The organism is Tahibacter harae (genome assembly GCF_024437735.1).
Lineage (GTDB): Bacteria > Pseudomonadota > Gammaproteobacteria > Xanthomonadales > Rhodanobacteraceae > Tahibacter > Tahibacter harae.
In genome coordinates, this window is sequence record NZ_JANFQO010000009.1 from 206576 (window position 1) to 221712 (window position 15137).

Sequence of the window (15137 nt, forward strand, 5' to 3'; positions counted from 1 at the left end):
GCATCAATCCGCAAAGCGCTGGGCGAACTGCTTGTCGTTGAAGCCGACGCTGACCTGGCCGTCGCCGGTCACCAGCACCGGCCGGCGCACGATGGCCGGATGCTCCTTGATCAGCAGGGTCCACTCCGGCGCCGATTCCGGCGTCTTGCGCGCCTCGGGCAGGCTGCGCCAGGTGGTGGAGGCGCGGTTGACGAGCTTTTCCCAGCCGCCTACCGCGGCGGCCCAGGCCTTGAGCGTCTCGGCCGGCACGCGCTGTTCGCGGTAGTCGACGAATTCATGCTCGACCTTGTGCCGCTGCAGCCAGTTGCGCGCCTTTTTGCAGGTGTCGCATTTTTCCAGACCGTACAGTTTCACCGTCATCTCAGTCGCCCCGCAGCAGTTCGTTGACCGAGGTCTTGGAGCGCGTCTTCTCGTCCACCTGCTTGACGATGACCGCGCAGTACAGGCTGTGGCTGCCGTCGGCCGCCGGCAACGAACCGGCCACGACCACGCTGCCCGCCGGCACGCGGCCGTAGCTGATCTCGCCGCTGGCGCGATGGTAGATGCGGGTGGACTGGCCCAGGAACACGCCCATGCCGATCACGCTGCCGCGCTCGACCACGACGCCCTCGACCACTTCCGAGCGCGCGCCGATGAAACAGCCGTCTTCGATGATGGTAGGCCCGGCCTGCAGCGGCTCCAGCACGCCGCCGATGCCGGCGCCGCCGGAGAGGTGCACGCCCTGCCCGATCTGGGCGCAGGAACCGACCGTGGCCCAGGTATCGACCATGGTGCCGGCACCGACATAGGCGCCGATATTGACGAAGCTGGGCATCAGCACCACGTCGCGGCCGATATGTGCGCCGCGGCGCACTACCGCGCCGGGCACGGCGCGCGCGCCGAGCGCGCGGAAGGCGGCCTCGTCGAAGCCGGCGAAGCGCAGGCCGACCTTGTCGTAATACGGCGCCGGATCGGCCGCCATGACCTGGTTGGGATTGAGGCGGAACGACAGCAGCACCGCTTTCTTCAGCCACTGGTTGACGCGCCAGCCGCCGCTGCCGTCGGGCTCGGCCACGCGGCGCTCGCCGCTTTCGAGCAGGGCCAGGGCCTGCTCCACGCCGTCGCGCACGGCGGCATCGGCCTTGCCCGGGCTGAGTTCGGCGCGGCCTTCCCAGGCCTGGTCGATGAGGTGTTCAAGTGCTTGCATGACTCTCCTTGGGATTGCCGCCTGCGTTGTCCAGGCGCGCCTGCAGGGCCTTGAGCAGGGCCTGCTCGGCGGCCGCCGGCAGCGGGCGGTCGTTCTGGTCGGTGATCTGGAAAAAATCCTCGGCGCGTTCGCCGAAGGTGGCGATGCGCGCATCGTGTACGCGCACCTGCTGTTCGCGCAGGGCCAGCGCCACCATGGCCAGCAAGCCGGGCCGGTCGGAACAGACCAGGGAAAGCTGGGTGCGGCCGGTGGCGCCGTCGGGGCGGAAACTGATCTTGGGCGCCATCTGGAAATGCTTCAGCGGCCGCGCCAGCGGGCGCCGCGCCAATTGCGGCCGGTACGGCTGCTGCGCCAGGCAGCGGGCCAGTTCGCGCCGCACGCGCTCCACCCGCTCGGCGTCGTCCAGCGCGCGGCCGTGGCTGTCGAGCACCAGGAAGGTATCCAGGCTCATGCCCGAGGCCGTGGTCAGCACGCGCGCTTCCTGCACCGACAGGTTGAGCCGGTCCAGGGTCGCGGCGACGGTGGCGAACAGGCCGTCGTGGTCGGCGGCGTAGACGAAGATCTCGCTGCCGCCGCGCACGCCGTCGGATTGAATCGTGATCAGCGGCAGCTCCGCCGGATCGGTGTCGAGGATGGCGCGGGTCTGCCAGGCCAGCTGTTCCGGGTGATAGCGCAGGAAGGCCTGTTCCGGGAAATCCGCCCACAGGGCCAGCACGCCGGCCTGTTCCACGCCGTCGCTGCGCAGGATCTCCAGCGCCTGGGCCTGGCATTCGGCGACCTGGGCGGATGTCTGCGGCGGCCGCTCCAGTCCCGCGCGCAGCACGTAGCGCGCGGCGACGTAGAGATCGGCCAGCAGGCGGTCCTTCCACGAATTCCACAATTTCGGACTGGTGCCGGCGATATCGGCGCAGGTCAGCAGGTACAGCAGGTCCAGCCGCTCCCACTCGCCCACCTGCACGGCGAAGCGGTGCACGATGTCCGGATCGGTGATGTCCTGGCGCTGCGCGGTCACGCTCATCAGCAGGTGCCAGCGCACCAGCCAGGCGACCAGCTCGGCCTCGCTGGCCGGCAGGCCCAGGCGATAGCAGAAGGCGCGCGCCTCGACCTCGCCCAGTTCCGAATGATCGCCGCCGCGGCCCTTGGCAATATCGTGGAACAGCGCAGCCAGCAGCAGCAGCTCGGGCTTGGCCAGGCGCTGGTAGATCTCGAAGCCCAGGGCGAATTCGCGGCTGGTCTCGGCCGCGGCGAAGCGCGCGACGATGCGCAGCACGCGCAGGGTGTGCTCATCCACGGTATACACGTGGAAAAGATCATATTGCATGCGGCCGACGACCTTGCCGAAGGCCGGCAGGTACTGCGCCAGCAGACCGTGCCGGCTCATGCGCGCCAGCGCCGGCACCGCCGCCGCGCCCAGGCGCAGCAGGCGCAGGAAGGCGGCCTGTACGGCCGGATCGTCGCGCAGGGCCTGGCTCTGCCGCTCCAGCGCCGCCTGCAGCCGCGCCAGTGCCTGCGCGCGCAGGCCCTTGAGCGCCGGGTTTTCCGCCAGCGCAATGAAAATTTCGATCAGCGCCGCCGGGCGGTGCTCGAACAGTTGCGGGTCGCGCAGGTCCAGGCGCTCGCCTATGGCCAGGAAATGTTCGCCCACGGGTTCGGCGGCGAACAGCACGGGCTCGGCCAGGGATTCTTCGCAGCGCTGCAGGAAGGCCGAATTGGCCCGTTCCAGCGTGATCGCGGCGCGGAAGTAATCCTGCATGAACTGCTCCACGCCGAGGTTCTGCGCGTGCTCGTCCTCATAGCCCAGGCGCCGCGCCAGCTCGCGCTGGTAGTCGAACAGCAGGCGGTCTTCCGGCCGCCGCGCCAGCAGGTGCAGGGCGAAGCGCGTGCGCCACAGCACCGCGCGCGCCGCATCGATGGCGGCGACCTCGGCCGCGGCAAGCAGGCCGGACTGCTGCAGTCCGCGCCAGTCGGCCAGGCCGAACAGGCGCCGCGCCAGCCAGCCGATCACGTGCAGGCTGCGCAGGCCGCCGGGGCCGTCCTTGAGATTGGGTTCGAGGTTGTAGGCCGTGTCGTTGTAGCGCGCGTGGCGTTGCTCCTGCTCTTCGCGCTTGGCCTTGAGGTAGTCGGCCGGCGGCCACAGCGCCGCATCGGCCAGCAATTCGCTCCAGGCCGCGTCGAAACAGTCGCTGCCGCCGATGCGCTTGCCGTCGAGCAGGCTGGTATAGACCGAGGCGTCGCGCGCCGCCAGCTCGCGGCACTGGGCCAGGGTGCGCACGGCGTGGCCGGGCTTGAGGCCGAAATCCCACAGGCAGGTGAACAGGGTTTCCAGCGACCGCGCCAGCGAACCCTGCGGCGGCGCTTCCACCAGCACCAGCAGATCCATGTCCGAGCGCGGGAACTGCTCGCCGCGGCCGAAGCCGCCGACCGCATACAGCGCCGCACCGGCAGCCTCGCCGACGATCGCGGTCCAGATATGCCGCATCAGCTGCTGCAGCGCGGCCGCGCGCAGCGGTACCAGTTCGTCGGCGCCGGCTCCGTCGCGGAACGCATCGGCAAACCAGCGGTCCGCGTCCCCCAGCCACTGGCGCAGGGCCAGCCGCGCCTGGGGCGAGATGCCCGACCGCGGCAGGGCCGCCGGCAGGCGCGGCAACGCAGCTCGGGCCGGTAATTCGCTCATGCGGGCTCGGCGGGACGGGAGGGGGGCTGGAACTTACGGTAGCGGCTCGGTCGCCTGAGCTGCAAGGCTATGAGAGCGGGGATTGGGGATTCGCAACGGCGCAGGCAGACGCCACGATCCGTCATTTTCGCAGCGCATCGGCCTTCCGCGGCGCGCTGCAATCCCGAATCCCCCAATCACGAATCCCGCCCGAAGCGGCTACGCCGCTTTGGGCCAGGGCGTCAGGATCTCGAAGCCGTCGTCGGTCACCGTAACCGTGTGTTCCCACTGCGCCGACAGCGAATGATCGCGCGTGACCACGGTCCAGCCGTCGGGCATCAGCCGCGTCGCCGCCTTGCCGGCGTTGATCATGGGCTCGACCGTGAAGCACATGCCCTTTTCCAGGCGCAGGCCGGCGCCCGGCTTGCCGTAGTGCAGCACCTGCGGTTCCTCGTGGTAGACACGGCCTATGCCGTGGCCGCAGTACTCGCGCACCACCGAGAAACCGGCGCCTTCGGCGTGTTTCTGGATTGCATGGCCGATGTCGCCCAGATGAGCGCCGGGACGCACCTGCTCTATGCCCAGCATCATGGCCTCGTAGGCGATGGTGCACAGGCGCTGGGCGCGCACCTCGGGCTTGCCCACGTAGTACATGCGGCTGGTGTCGCCGTGGAAGCCGTCGCGGATCACGGTGACGTCGATATTGATGATGTCGCCATCCTTGAGGATCTTGCGCGGATCCGGAATGCCGTGGCAGATGACGTGGTTGACCGAGGTGCAGATGGTCTTGGGAAAGCCCTTGTAGCCCAGGTTGGCCGGGATCGACTGCTGCACCTTGACGATATGGTCGTGGCAGATCCGGTCCAGTTCCTCGGTCGAGACCCCGGGTTTGACGTATTGCCCGATCATTTCCAGCACTTCGGCGGCGAGCGCGCCGGCAATGCGCATCTTGGCAATGTCTTCCGGGGTCTTGATCGTTACGGGCATGGCTTCCTCGGGTGGGACCGGCCCGGGCGGGGCGGTCTGGGGATGATAGCAGGACGGCGGCCGGGGGCCGGTCCAGGACCAGATGGCGCCGGCCGCGGGCAATACAAGCCCGCGGCTCCGGGCGGTCACAACGGTCCGTTGAATCCGTCGGCAAACAGCGGCGCTTCGAGCAGGCGGATCTGCCAGGGCTCGCGGCCGTGACGGCCGTCCTCGGCACTGAAGTAGACCGCTGACCGCGTCGCTCCGATCGGGCGCGGCGCAGCGGAGTACTCGCCGGGAAATATTTCCGGCAAAGGCCCCGCCGCCGTGCCGGCAGCATTGGCGACGCACAGCTCTTCGCCGCGCAGGTCGTCCCCGCACGAGAACACCACCGCATCCTCGCCCACCGCCGCGATAAAGTTGCCGCTGGCCTGCAACATGCCCGGCAGTGCGACGGGCCGCGTTCCGGCCGGAGTGCCGTCGGTGACCAGGTAGCGATGCGCGCAGTCCGCACACTCAGCCTTCATGTGCACCCATCCGCCTGCAGCGGCGAACCCCGATACCGGCGAATGAAGCAGCATGTGCGTGCCGGCCGCGGTGCCGTCCGTGGACCAGAGCTGGCCGTCGTAACCGGCGCCGAACCCCAGAACCAGGCGGTCGCCCGCGCGCGCAGCGGCATTCAGCCCGACCGAAGGCACCTGCGACAGCAGCGCGGTGCCGGGCACAGTTCCGTCCGTCGACGTCAGATTGCAGAAACTGTCGCTGATGCACGACACAAAGAACAGCCTGCCGTTCAGCACCATGTCCTGGGTGCGGTCCGGCAGGCCGCGCAGCTCGCGTCCCGACAGCAGCAGGTGCGTGCCGGGAAAACTTCCGTCACTGCGCCAGAATTCCCGGTATTGCTGCCGATACAGGATAGCTGCGCCGCCGATCTCGCCAACGGCCCGCACGTCCAGGAAATCCGCATTGCCGACCATGCTGCTGCTGTCCGGATCAGCCCTGCACAGCCCGGGAAACGGTTCGCAGGCGAACAAGACACCGGTGCCGCCGCCGGTCGGGGCAAGCCACGAAAGCCATGAGCTGTCTGCTCTGGCAACCTCGTGCACACTGCTGAACAGGGTATCCGTGTAGTACACGCTGCTGGGGCCCGAGGATCGCGTCAGGAACATCAGTCCGGAGCCTGACCGCTCCAGATCAACAGCAGCCTGACCAGGATAAAAGTCCAGCCCCAGCGGCGCAGTCCCCGACTCGCTGCCATCGGTGCGCCAGAGTCCTGCACGAACATCGCTGCCGGGCGCCAGCGCGTGATTGAAAAACAGCACGTCATCCACGCTGACCCAGTCCGCGCTTTGGTCGGGGGTGCGAATACCGCTGCGGGTTTCCTGCCAGATGTCGTGCAGGCGGCGAGTGCCGGCCGCGCTGCCGTCACTGATCCATACTTCCCGCCCCTCGCCGCTTTCACCGCTGCTGATGCGCACATTGCCCAGCAGCGCCGATTCGCTGAAATCGAGTGCGCCGGTGCCCAGATTGGTCACGATGCCGTCGGCGAGTCCGATCGCCAGATCGCCCCCGTAGTGGTCAAATACGATGGAACCGTTCAACGGATAGAAGCGGCCTTGCGCAACCGCCGGGTTTTCTTCTGACGAAGGGATGCGGAGAGTTCCCGCCGTGGTTCCGTCGCTGATGTAGACGGCCTTCTCGGAGAGGCCGCCCGTGCCGATGTACGCATCGAAAATCAGTCGGCCGTCGTGGAGGACGAGCTGCGTCGCCGACTGCTCCGAAGGTGCTATCTCGACGACGGTCTGCGGCTCGGACTCTCCTTCTGCAAGGCGCAACAGCCGCGTGGCGCCGCCGGTGGTTTCCGTTATGTACAAGGCGCCGCCCAGGGCAGCGAGGTCGCCGGAGAAATCCCGTGGCTCCGTGACTTTCGCAGTTCCCACAACTGTTCCGTCGGAGCGCCAGATCTGCCTCTGTATGGCCAGCGATACGACGAAATAGCAGTAATTGCCCATCTTCGCGCTCGCCTCCGCGCGGGCAAACATGGGAAAGGTCGTCAAGACGCTGCTGTGGCCGGGTATCCCGTCGGTGCGCACCAGGGATTCCAGCATCGACCGGCCGGAGCCGCTGAGGATCACGTCGCTGCCGATTGCGCAGCTTGTCGAAATGGAATCGATGGGGAAATCAGGGCCGCCGGGCAGCGGAATGGTTCCTTGTGGCGTGCCATCCGTCGACAGGATCTTCCCGCCTGAAATGCCGAGAATCGTGCGACTGCCCACCGCTGCCGTGCGGTACACAGGCCCACCCAGCGAAGTCAGCCGCGTGGCCTGCCCGCCCTCGACCGGCAGCGACCACAACTGCAGTCCGGTGCCGTCATCGGCCGAAACGATGACCCGGCTGCCTTGCAGCGAGACGGGTTCGGGGCGCGAGCCCGCCGTGCCCGGTGCGATATCCGCCAGAAAACGCAGATCGCCCGTTGCATTGGTGGAATACAGCTCCGTTCCGGTGGCGGCGTCCGTGGCAGCGAAATAGATCCGGTCGCCGAGCGTCCTGAACGAATGCGGGGAGGAACCGCGGCCGGACGGTTGCGTCGCCAGATCCTTCACCAGGTCGGCCTGCAGCGCAGGCAGCTGCGCGGCTGCGGCCTCTGCCGCGGCCAGGCCACACAACATGAAAGCAATCCATCGTATTGCGCGCATAAGGCAGCCTTGGGGGCGATCAGCCTGGATTCTAAACGCCTGACGGCGGAAACGGCCCCGCCCTCGCAGCGGCGTCCGAACCGGCCGGATGGCCCGGCCGCTTGCCTTGCCCCGCGCAGACCCGCTATTCTTCCGCGGATTTTCCGCCCGGGCCCCAGGCCCAGGACGGCAAATCCAGGCGCGGAGCAAGTCCCGCCACCACGGCAATCCTGCCGAATCCACACACGTTCCGTCACCGCTCCGGGGTGCTTCGCAAGAAGTCGGTCGCGGGGGGACGTGGAGGACGACAACCCCGGGCCGCTGCACTGCAAACCGAGTTTCCGTGCGCGCCCCTTTCAGGAGCTATACCACCATGCCTCAAGTCACCATGCGCCAGATGCTGGAAGCCGGCGTCCATTTCGGCCACCAGACCCGCTACTGGAACCCCAAGATGGCGCCGTACATCTTCGGCGCGCGCGGCAAGATCCACATCATCAACCTGGAAAAGACCGTGCCGCTGTTCGGCGACGCGATGAATTTCCTGTCCGGCCTGGCGCAGAAGCGCGGCACCATCCTGTTCGTCGGCACCAAGCGCTCGGCGCGCGACGCGGTCAAGGAAGAAGCCGAACGCTGCGGCATGCCGCACGTCTCCGCCCGCTGGCTGGGCGGCACGCTGACCAACTTCCGCACCGTCAAGCAGTCGGTCGCGCGTCTGAAGGAACTCGAAGCCATGGCCACCGACGGCCGCTTCGAGCGTCTGGTCAAGCGTGAAGTGCTGGGCCTGCAGCGCGAATCGGAAAAGCTGAACGTGTCCCTGGGCGGCATCAAGAACATGACCCGCCTGCCGGACGCCCTGTTCGTGATCGACATTGGCCACGAAGATATCGCGATCAAGGAAGCCAAGAAGCTCGGCATCCCGGTCGTGGCCGTGGTCGATACCAACTATGACCCCAGCCTGGTCGACTACGCCATCCCGGGCAACGACGACGCCATCCGCGCCGTGCAGCTGTACGTGCGCGCCGCCGCCGACGCCGTGCTGGAAGGCAAGGCCGCCGCGCCGCAGGTCGCCGTCAGCGACAAGGACGAGTTCGTCGAACTCGACGCCGAGGGCCACGTCAAGGCCGCCACCGACGACAACCCGCGCGGCCGCAAGCCGGCTCCGCCGCGGGGCAAGCCGGGCGCCAAGCCGGGCCAGCGTCCGGGCGGCGCGCCGCGCGGCCGCAACGGCGGCGGCCGTCCGGCCCCGCAGGGCGAGTAAGCAGCATGCAACAGCCGGAGCGCAGTCCGCTGCGCTCCGGCGCGTCACGGCCCTGTCGTGATGCAGCAACAAGATTCCGCTTCCCGGCGCGACCTGTGTCGCCGCCGCAACCATCGAGGATTACATGGAAATCACCGCGAGTCTGGTCAAAGAACTGCGCGAGCGCTCGGGCGCCGGCATGATGGAGTGCAAGAAGGCACTGACCGAGAACGCCGGCAACATCGACGCAGCGATGGAATACCTGCGCAAGTCGGGCCTGGCCCAGGCTGACAAGAAGGCCGGCCGCGTGGCCGCCGAAGGCCGCATCGCCCTGGCCCAGGCCCCGGGCAAGGCCGTGCTGGTCGAAATCAACTCCGAAACCGACTTCGTCGGCAAGGACGAGAACTTCGTCAAGTTCGCCAACACCGTCGCCCAGGTCGCCCTGGATTCCGGCGCTGCCGACATCGACGCCCTCAAGGCGGCTCCGTACGGCAACGGCGGCACGGTCGAGGAAGCCCGCCAGGCCCTGGTGGCCAAGGTCGGCGAGAACGTGCAGGTGCGCCGTCTGGCCAAGGTCGACAGCAGCGGCATCGTCACCGGCTATGTCCACGGCGGCCGCATCGGCGTGCTGGTGGAACTCAAGGGCGGCAACGAAGAGCTGGCCCGCGGCATCGCCATGCACGTGGCCGCGATGAATCCTCCGTACGTGAAGGCGGCCGACGTCCCGGCCGAATTCATCGCCAAGGAGAAGGAAATCGAGCTGGCCAAGATGAGCGAGAAGGACAAGGCCAAGCCGGCCGAAATCCTGGAAAAGATCATCAGCGGCAAGATCGCCAAGATCATCAACGAAGTCACCCTGGCCGGCCAGCCCTATGCGCTGAACACGGATATGACCGTCGAAGCCGTGCTGAAGAAGGAAGGCGCCGACGTGGTCGGCTTCCAGCGTCTGGCCGTCGGCGAAGGCATCGAAAAGGTGGTGGAAGACTACGCCGCCGAAGTGATGAAGCAGGCCGGCCTGGCCTGATCGCACTGCTGCACGTTGGTGCATGCAAGGGCCGCGGGAGACCGCGGCCCTTCTTATTTTGTCGCCGCGGCAGACCGCAGCCCTTTTTATTTTGTCGCCGCGGGAAACCGCGGCTCTTTTTGTTGCCGCCGCGGAAGCCGCGGCGTTTTCGCGTTTTCCGCCGCAGGGCACCGCGGCCGTCCCGTTTGTCGCCGCCAAGCTCCCGGCCTCCGTCTTCCCGGCGTACAGAATGCGCTCATTCCCGTTTCGCAGCTGGGACAAAACGCCGCACTCTGGTTTCGCGGCCCTGCGACACCCCGGCGTCCGCTGCCGCGGCAATCGCCGTCCTTTCGCAGCGGCCGAAGTGGTGCGGATGCCATTCTCGCAATTGAAATTTTCCGTATTTTTCCAAATACCTCGCCAACCCCGATTCAACGCAACACCACCCGCACGTAAAAAACACGCTAACCGCAGCGATTAACCCGCGTTTAGCGCAACCCGGAGCCGGCGGATTCAACATTCGCGCCCCCGCCAGCCACCGGAACCTTGCTCGATGCGCAACCTGCGCCTGCCCTTGCCCCTGTTGCTGCTCGCGCTCGCTGCGCCTTCCACTGCCCAGACGCCGGGCGTGGAGCTGCGCATGAAATGGGGCAATCCGCCCAGGATCTGCGTCATCCGCACCGACGCCGACGGCGTCTCCGTGGCCGGCGACGGCGCACTGGAATTCAACGGCACCGCGGCGGCAACGGACTGTCCGGGCGGCGGCGGCACAGTCACCGACCCGGTGATTACCGACGATCTCGGCGCGAGCGAGCTGCCGGCCGAAGTCCTGGTCGGCGCCAGCACGACGGTGCACTGGTCCGCCGATGCGGACAGCTGCAGCTATGCCGGCAGCAGCTTTCCCGGCACGCTTGCGAACTGGCCGACCTCGGGCGCCGGCGCAACGCCCTGCTCCAGCGCCGCGGGCTGCGCCGCCGACCACGCCGTGAACCTCAGCTTCGCTCAGGCCGGCACGTATACGTTCAAGCTCACCTGCAGCAAGGCCGGCGCGGCCAATCCGGCGGTTTCCACGCGCAGCGTGAGCGTGACGGAGCAGCCGTCCAGCGGCTGCATCGCGCCCGCCGGCCTGCGCCGCCTGCTCAGCGGACAGGTACGCTACAACAGCACAGCCTCGTATCCGGCGCGCACGGCCGACCTGACCCGCTTCGAGAGCGTGTTCGGCCACGACCAGAACGACGGCCCGCTGCGCCCCTTCCCCGGCACCATCAACCTGACCCAGCGCATCATGCTGCCGGAAAACAATTACGTCGCCCTGCAATTCACCGTGCCGGACAACTTCAACACCGCGACCCAGGGCGCCTACGCGCTGGAGGAAAGTGCGGTGAATGACCGCCCGGACAAGGTCTCCATCACCATCAGCAAGCGCTGCGGCGATTTCAGGCCCACGGCCGCCGCCCCCATGACCGACCGCTGCATCCTCAACGCCAGTGAGCTGAACGGCTCCATCCCCTGGGGCAATGTCGGCCTCACCGCGCGCTGCCAGCTGCAGGCCGGCCAGACCTATTACCTCAATATCCTGTACGCCTCGCTGGATGCGCCGACCACGCCAGGCTGCAATATCAGCAGTTGCGGCGCGCCGATACTCAACCGCAAGACCGGCCCCACGACCGGCCATATCTGGCAGGGCACGCCTGCCTCACCCTGAGCACCGCCGGCCCGCGCGCACCGGCGCGCGGGCAGCAGGCGGTATGCCCCGTGCTGTGTTCCTGATGCCCACGCACGGCGCGCCAGATGCAGCCCTCCGTCCGCCGTCGCAGTGCCTGCGCAGCGCGCCGGAGGTGCCGCTGCGCCGCCCGGCAACCCGCCCGCGGCCCCGCGATATCCGGCGCGACGGTTAACCAACGCTTAGCGCTTCAGGTCGCGCCCGCCGCCAAGATTCACTTCGTCTTTCGTTCTAGCTGGAGTTCTGCCCATGCGCGCACCGCGCCTCACTACTTCCGCCCTGCTGATAACGCTGGCAGGTTCGTCCATCGCGCTGGGCGCCGGCGTCGAATTGCATGTGAAATGGGGCAGCCCGGAGAAGACCTGCGTCATCACCAGCACGGACGACGGCGTCAGCGTCGACCCGGCCACCGGCAACCTGAGCCTCACCGGCAGCTTCGCCGCGAGCAACTGCCCCGCCGGCGGCGGCGGCACGGTGCCCGATCCGGTAATCACCGACGGACTGGATCTGAGCGAGCTGCCCGAGCAGGTCCTGGTCAACAGCACCACGACGGTGAACTGGGCCGCCGATGCGGAAACCTGCACCTACGCCGGCAGCACCTTCCCCGTCAGCCTGCCCAACTGGCCCACCTCGGGCTCGGGCGCCATCGGCTGCTCCACCACTGCCGGCTGCGCCAGCAATCATTCGGCGCCGATCACCTTCACCCAGACCGGCACCTATACGTTCAAGCTCACCTGCACCAAGGCGGGCGCGGCGAATCCGGCGATTTCCACCCGCGTCGTATCGGTCAACAACACGCCGCCGGCGGGCTGCATCGCACCGGCCGGCCTGACCCGCCTCACCTCGGGCACGGTCAAGTACAACGACGGCGCCTCGCGCACCGCGGACCTCACCCTGTTCGAAAACGTGTTCGGCCACGATCCCAACAGCAGCACCCTGCGCACCTTCCCCGGCACCATGAACCTGACCCAGCGCATCCTGATGCCGAAGAACGGCTACGTGGCGCTGAAATTCACCGTGCCGTCGAATTTCACCAGCGCCACCCAGGGCGGCTACCGCAACGAGGAAACCAACCAGCCCGACCGCCCCTCGCTGGTGTCCATGACCATCAGCCAGTCCTGCGGCGATTTCAGCACCACGCCGACCGATCCGATGACGACCAAGTGCATCCTCAACCGCGGCGCCATGAGCAATGCGCTGGCCTGGGGCGCCACGGGCCTGACCAGCCGCTGCGAATTGCAGGCCGGCCAGACCTACTACCTCAATATCCTCTACGCGCCGCTGGATACGCCGACCACCTCGGCCTGCAGCCTGCCCACCTGCAGCAATCCGATCCAGAACCAGAAGACCGGCAGCCAGCAGGGCATCTGGCAGAACTGAGGCCGTACCGGCGGGCGCCATGCGGCGCCCGCTTTTTGTGCCAGACGCGCTCCCGGCGACATGGGGAGATTGTTGGGAAGGACCGATTGCCCCTGCGCAGGGATGCGCCCTCCGGGGCTTGCAGGCTAGCCCAGCTCGACCCGGTCGCGCCCCGCGGCCTTGGCCTGGTACAGCGCCGCATCCGCCCGGCGCAGCAGATCGTCCAGACTGTGCTCGCCCTGCGCCACCGCAACACCGATGGAAACGGTGATCGCCACCGGCGCTGCGCCCAGTTGCAGCGGCTGTGCGCGAACCGCTTCGCGCAGGCGCCCGGCCGCAGCCAATGCCTGGGCCGCGCCCGCCGCGGCCAGCAGCACGACGAATTCCTCGCCGCCCTGGCGCCCGGCCAGATCGCCGCTGCCGGCCGCCGCCTGCAACAGGCGCGCGACCTGCTGCAGGGCCAGGTCGCCGGCCTCGTGGCCGTGCCGGTCGTTGATGGCCTTGAAGTGATCGATGTCGACGAGGGCCAGGGCGAAACCGCCGCTGCCGCGCGCAGCCTGTGCCAGGCGCTGCGCGCCCAGCGCCGCGATGGTGCGGCGGTTGGCCAGGCCGGTGAGATAGTCGGTGGACGCGGCCCGTTCCCACTGCCGGCGGATACGGTCCGAGCAGAGCAGCAGAAAGCCGGTAGTGCCTATCACCGGCAGCACCGCGGCAAGCATCGGCGTGAGTGCGTTGATCCAGCTGGAGCGGTCCACGATGGTCCCAGCCGCACCGGGCATGACGACGAAATACACCCCGCGCAGCAGCATGAACAGGGCCAGCACAGCGAAGATGCCGGCCAGCACGCGCGCGCTCAGCGCCTGCTCGCGGCGGGTCGCGGCCAGCACGGTCCAGGCGGCGGCGACCAGCATGACGCACCAGGCCAGGGAAGCGATGACGATGCGCGCGATGAAATCCGGCTGCGGCCCGGCAAACCACCAGATGCCCAGGGTACCCAGCAGCGCCGGCAGCAGCAGGATCCAGCGGTCCGGCAGCCCGTAGAACTGGCGCATCGCACGCCAGCAGCCGGCGACGCCGAGCATGACCAGGCCATTGCCCAGCGGCAGCACCAGCTCTGCCGGCATGAACTGCTGCACGGCGAACAGGATGCAGCCGCAGGCCTGCAGCAGGGTGCCTATGCGCCAACTGATCGCGCTGGGCCGCAGCGCCGCCGGCAGGTCGCCATGCATCAGCCCCAGCACGCCGCCGTTGAGCAGCATCATCAATGCGGCGATCAGGAAGGCGGTCGTGGGGTCCATGGCGGCGAGTCTAGTCGGGATTCGGGATTGAGCGTTCGCGGTTCGCTCCTGCAGTGAAGAGCGACAACCAACCCGGTCCGCCACGCCTGCTCTTGTCAATCCCGAATCCCGAATCCCGTTTTGCTAATCTTGAATCCCAATCCCGAATCTCCCTGCCCCCATGCAGACAGACCCGGACCATATCGCCTACCTGCTGGAACTGCTGTCCGGCCTGGGTCCGGTCAGCGCCAGGCGCATGTTCGGCGGCCATGGCATCTACCACGACGGGCTGATGATCGCGGTCGTGGTCGAGCAGCGTCCTTATCTCAAGGTCGATGACCTGACCCGCGCCGATTTCGCCGCCGCGGGCTGCGAGGTCTGGACGTACGGCGGCAAGGGCAAGCCCATCGAGATGGGCTACTGGTCGGTGCCCGACGAAGCCATGGACTCGGCCGAAGCCATGACGCCCTGGGCGCGGCGCGCCTATGCGGCGGCGCTGCGCAAGGCGAATGCGCCCAGACCGGCGAAGAAGCCGCTGGCCGCGAAAAAAGCGGCAGCCAAGAAGCCGGCCGCGGCTACGAAGAAGGCAACAGCCGCGAAGAAGGCAGCCACCGTGAAGAAACCCGCAGCGGCGAAGAAATCAGGCGTCGCGAAACAGTCCGGCACGGCCAGGCAATCGGGCACGCTGCGAAAAACCGGCGCCGCAAAGAAACCCGGCCCCGCCGCCTAGATCAGCCCGCAGTCCTCACTCCAGCTCCTGCCACCGCCCATAGGCCGCATCCAGCTCGGCCTGGGTATCGGCCAGCTTCTGGTTGGCAGCCACGATGGCACCGGCCGGCTGTTGAAAAAATGCCGATTCGTTCATCGCCGCGGTCTGCGCGGCAATGCTGCTTTCCAGCTGCTCTATGCGCTGCGGCAGCTGTTCCAGCTCGCGCTGCTCCTTGTAGCTGAGCTTGCGTTTCGCCGGTGCCGCCGGTGCAGGCGCCGCCGCGGGCGCGGGCGCCGCGGGCTTGGCGGCGGCGCCGCTGCCGCGGGCGCCGCCGCGCGGCGTCGGGCGC

General features: G+C 68.0%; 10 protein-coding genes and 2 pseudogenes. 5 read left to right on the forward strand and 7 right to left on the reverse strand.

Features of this window, described 5'->3' with window-relative positions; all coding sequences use genetic code 11:
- Window positions 1-3: 3 nt before the first annotated feature.
- The 5 genes and pseudogenes from NM961_RS11985 to NM961_RS12005 all read right to left on the reverse strand — a co-directional run bounded on the left by NM961_RS11985 (window position 4) and on the right by NM961_RS12005 (window position 7474).
- The gene (locus NM961_RS11985) at window positions 4-360 is read right to left on the reverse strand and encodes a Spx/MgsR family RNA polymerase-binding regulatory protein (protein WP_255914601.1); all 357 of its coding nucleotides are present in this window, start codon (window positions 358-360) and stop codon (window positions 4-6) included.
- Window position 361: 1 nt separating this feature from the next.
- Window positions 362-1339, reverse strand: a complete 978-nt coding sequence (gene dapD, locus NM961_RS11990; protein WP_439334210.1) for a 2,3,4,5-tetrahydropyridine-2,6-dicarboxylate N-succinyltransferase — start codon at window positions 1337-1339, stop codon at window positions 362-364.
- Window positions 1278-3860 (reverse strand): annotated as a pseudogene (gene glnD, locus NM961_RS11995) ([protein-PII] uridylyltransferase); the annotation flags it as partial. The gene dapD and the pseudogene glnD, both read right to left, overlap by 62 nt.
- A gap of 198 nt (window positions 3861-4058) precedes the next feature.
- Complete coding sequence (gene map, locus NM961_RS12000; RefSeq protein WP_255914608.1) at window positions 4059-4826, reverse strand: type I methionyl aminopeptidase; 768 nt, start codon at window positions 4824-4826, stop codon at window positions 4059-4061.
- Between the two features lie 125 nt (window positions 4827-4951).
- A complete protein-coding gene (locus NM961_RS12005; protein WP_255914609.1) occupies window positions 4952-7474 on the reverse strand; it encodes a hypothetical protein in 2523 nt (840 codons plus the stop codon).
- Between the two features lie 379 nt (window positions 7475-7853).
- Between NM961_RS12005 and rpsB the strand changes: the two genes are divergently transcribed.
- The 4 genes from rpsB (at window position 7854) to NM961_RS12025 (ending at window position 12823) form a co-directional block, all read left to right on the forward strand.
- Entirely contained in the window at window positions 7854-8738 is an 885-nt protein-coding gene (gene rpsB, locus NM961_RS12010) for a 30S ribosomal protein S2 (protein ID WP_255914613.1), read from the forward strand.
- Window positions 8739-8862: 124 nt separating this feature from the next.
- Window positions 8863-9741 carry a translation elongation factor Ts gene (gene tsf, locus NM961_RS12015; protein ID WP_255914614.1) on the forward strand — a complete coding sequence of 293 codons (879 nt, stop codon included), beginning with the start codon at window positions 8863-8865 and terminating at the stop codon, window positions 9739-9741.
- 532 nt (window positions 9742-10273) lie between these two features.
- Complete coding sequence (locus NM961_RS12020; protein WP_255914615.1) at window positions 10274-11425, forward strand: hypothetical protein; 1152 nt, start codon at window positions 10274-10276, stop codon at window positions 11423-11425.
- Window positions 11426-11692: 267 nt separating this feature from the next.
- Entirely contained in the window at window positions 11693-12823 is a 1131-nt protein-coding gene (locus tag NM961_RS12025; RefSeq protein WP_255914617.1) for a hypothetical protein, read from the forward strand.
- 125 nt (window positions 12824-12948) lie between these two features.
- On the opposite strand, the gene NM961_RS12030 is transcribed toward NM961_RS12025, so the two are convergent.
- Window positions 12949-14100, reverse strand: coding sequence for a GGDEF domain-containing protein (locus NM961_RS12030; RefSeq protein ID WP_255914618.1), 1152 nt, complete (start codon window positions 14098-14100; stop codon window positions 12949-12951).
- A 160-nt stretch (window positions 14101-14260) separates the two neighbouring features.
- Between NM961_RS12030 and NM961_RS12035 the strand changes: the two genes are divergently transcribed.
- Window positions 14261-14809 (forward strand): TfoX/Sxy family protein, encoded by a 549-nt coding sequence (locus NM961_RS12035; RefSeq protein ID WP_255914620.1) that lies wholly within the window; start codon window positions 14261-14263, stop codon window positions 14807-14809.
- Between the two features lie 15 nt (window positions 14810-14824).
- Here NM961_RS12035 and NM961_RS12040 read toward each other — a convergent pair.
- Window positions 14825-15137, reverse strand: a pseudogene (locus NM961_RS12040) (ABC transporter ATP-binding protein); the annotation flags it as partial.

Coding starts and splice junctions, on each gene's coding strand:
- NM961_RS11985 (WP_255914601.1), bottom strand. CDS start 360: ATGACGGTGAAACTGTACGGTCTGGAAAAATGCGACACCTGCAAAAAG.
- dapD (WP_439334210.1), bottom strand. CDS start 1,339: ATGCGCGCATCGCCACCTTCGGCGAACGCGCCGAGGATTTTTTCCAGA.
- map (WP_255914608.1), bottom strand. CDS start 4,826: ATGCCCGTAACGATCAAGACCCCGGAAGACATTGCCAAGATGCGCATT.
- NM961_RS12005 (WP_255914609.1), bottom strand. CDS start 7,474: ATGTTGTGTGGCCTGGCCGCGGCAGAGGCCGCAGCCGCGCAGCTGCCT.
- rpsB (WP_255914613.1), top strand. CDS start 7,854: ATGCCTCAAGTCACCATGCGCCAGATGCTGGAAGCCGGCGTCCATTTC.
- tsf (WP_255914614.1), top strand. CDS start 8,863: ATGGAAATCACCGCGAGTCTGGTCAAAGAACTGCGCGAGCGCTCGGGC.
- NM961_RS12020 (WP_255914615.1), top strand. CDS start 10,274: ATGCGCAACCTGCGCCTGCCCTTGCCCCTGTTGCTGCTCGCGCTCGCT.
- NM961_RS12025 (WP_255914617.1), top strand. CDS start 11,693: ATGCGCGCACCGCGCCTCACTACTTCCGCCCTGCTGATAACGCTGGCA.
- NM961_RS12030 (WP_255914618.1), bottom strand. CDS start 14,100: ATGGACCCCACGACCGCCTTCCTGATCGCCGCATTGATGATGCTGCTC.
- NM961_RS12035 (WP_255914620.1), top strand. CDS start 14,261: ATGCAGACAGACCCGGACCATATCGCCTACCTGCTGGAACTGCTGTCC.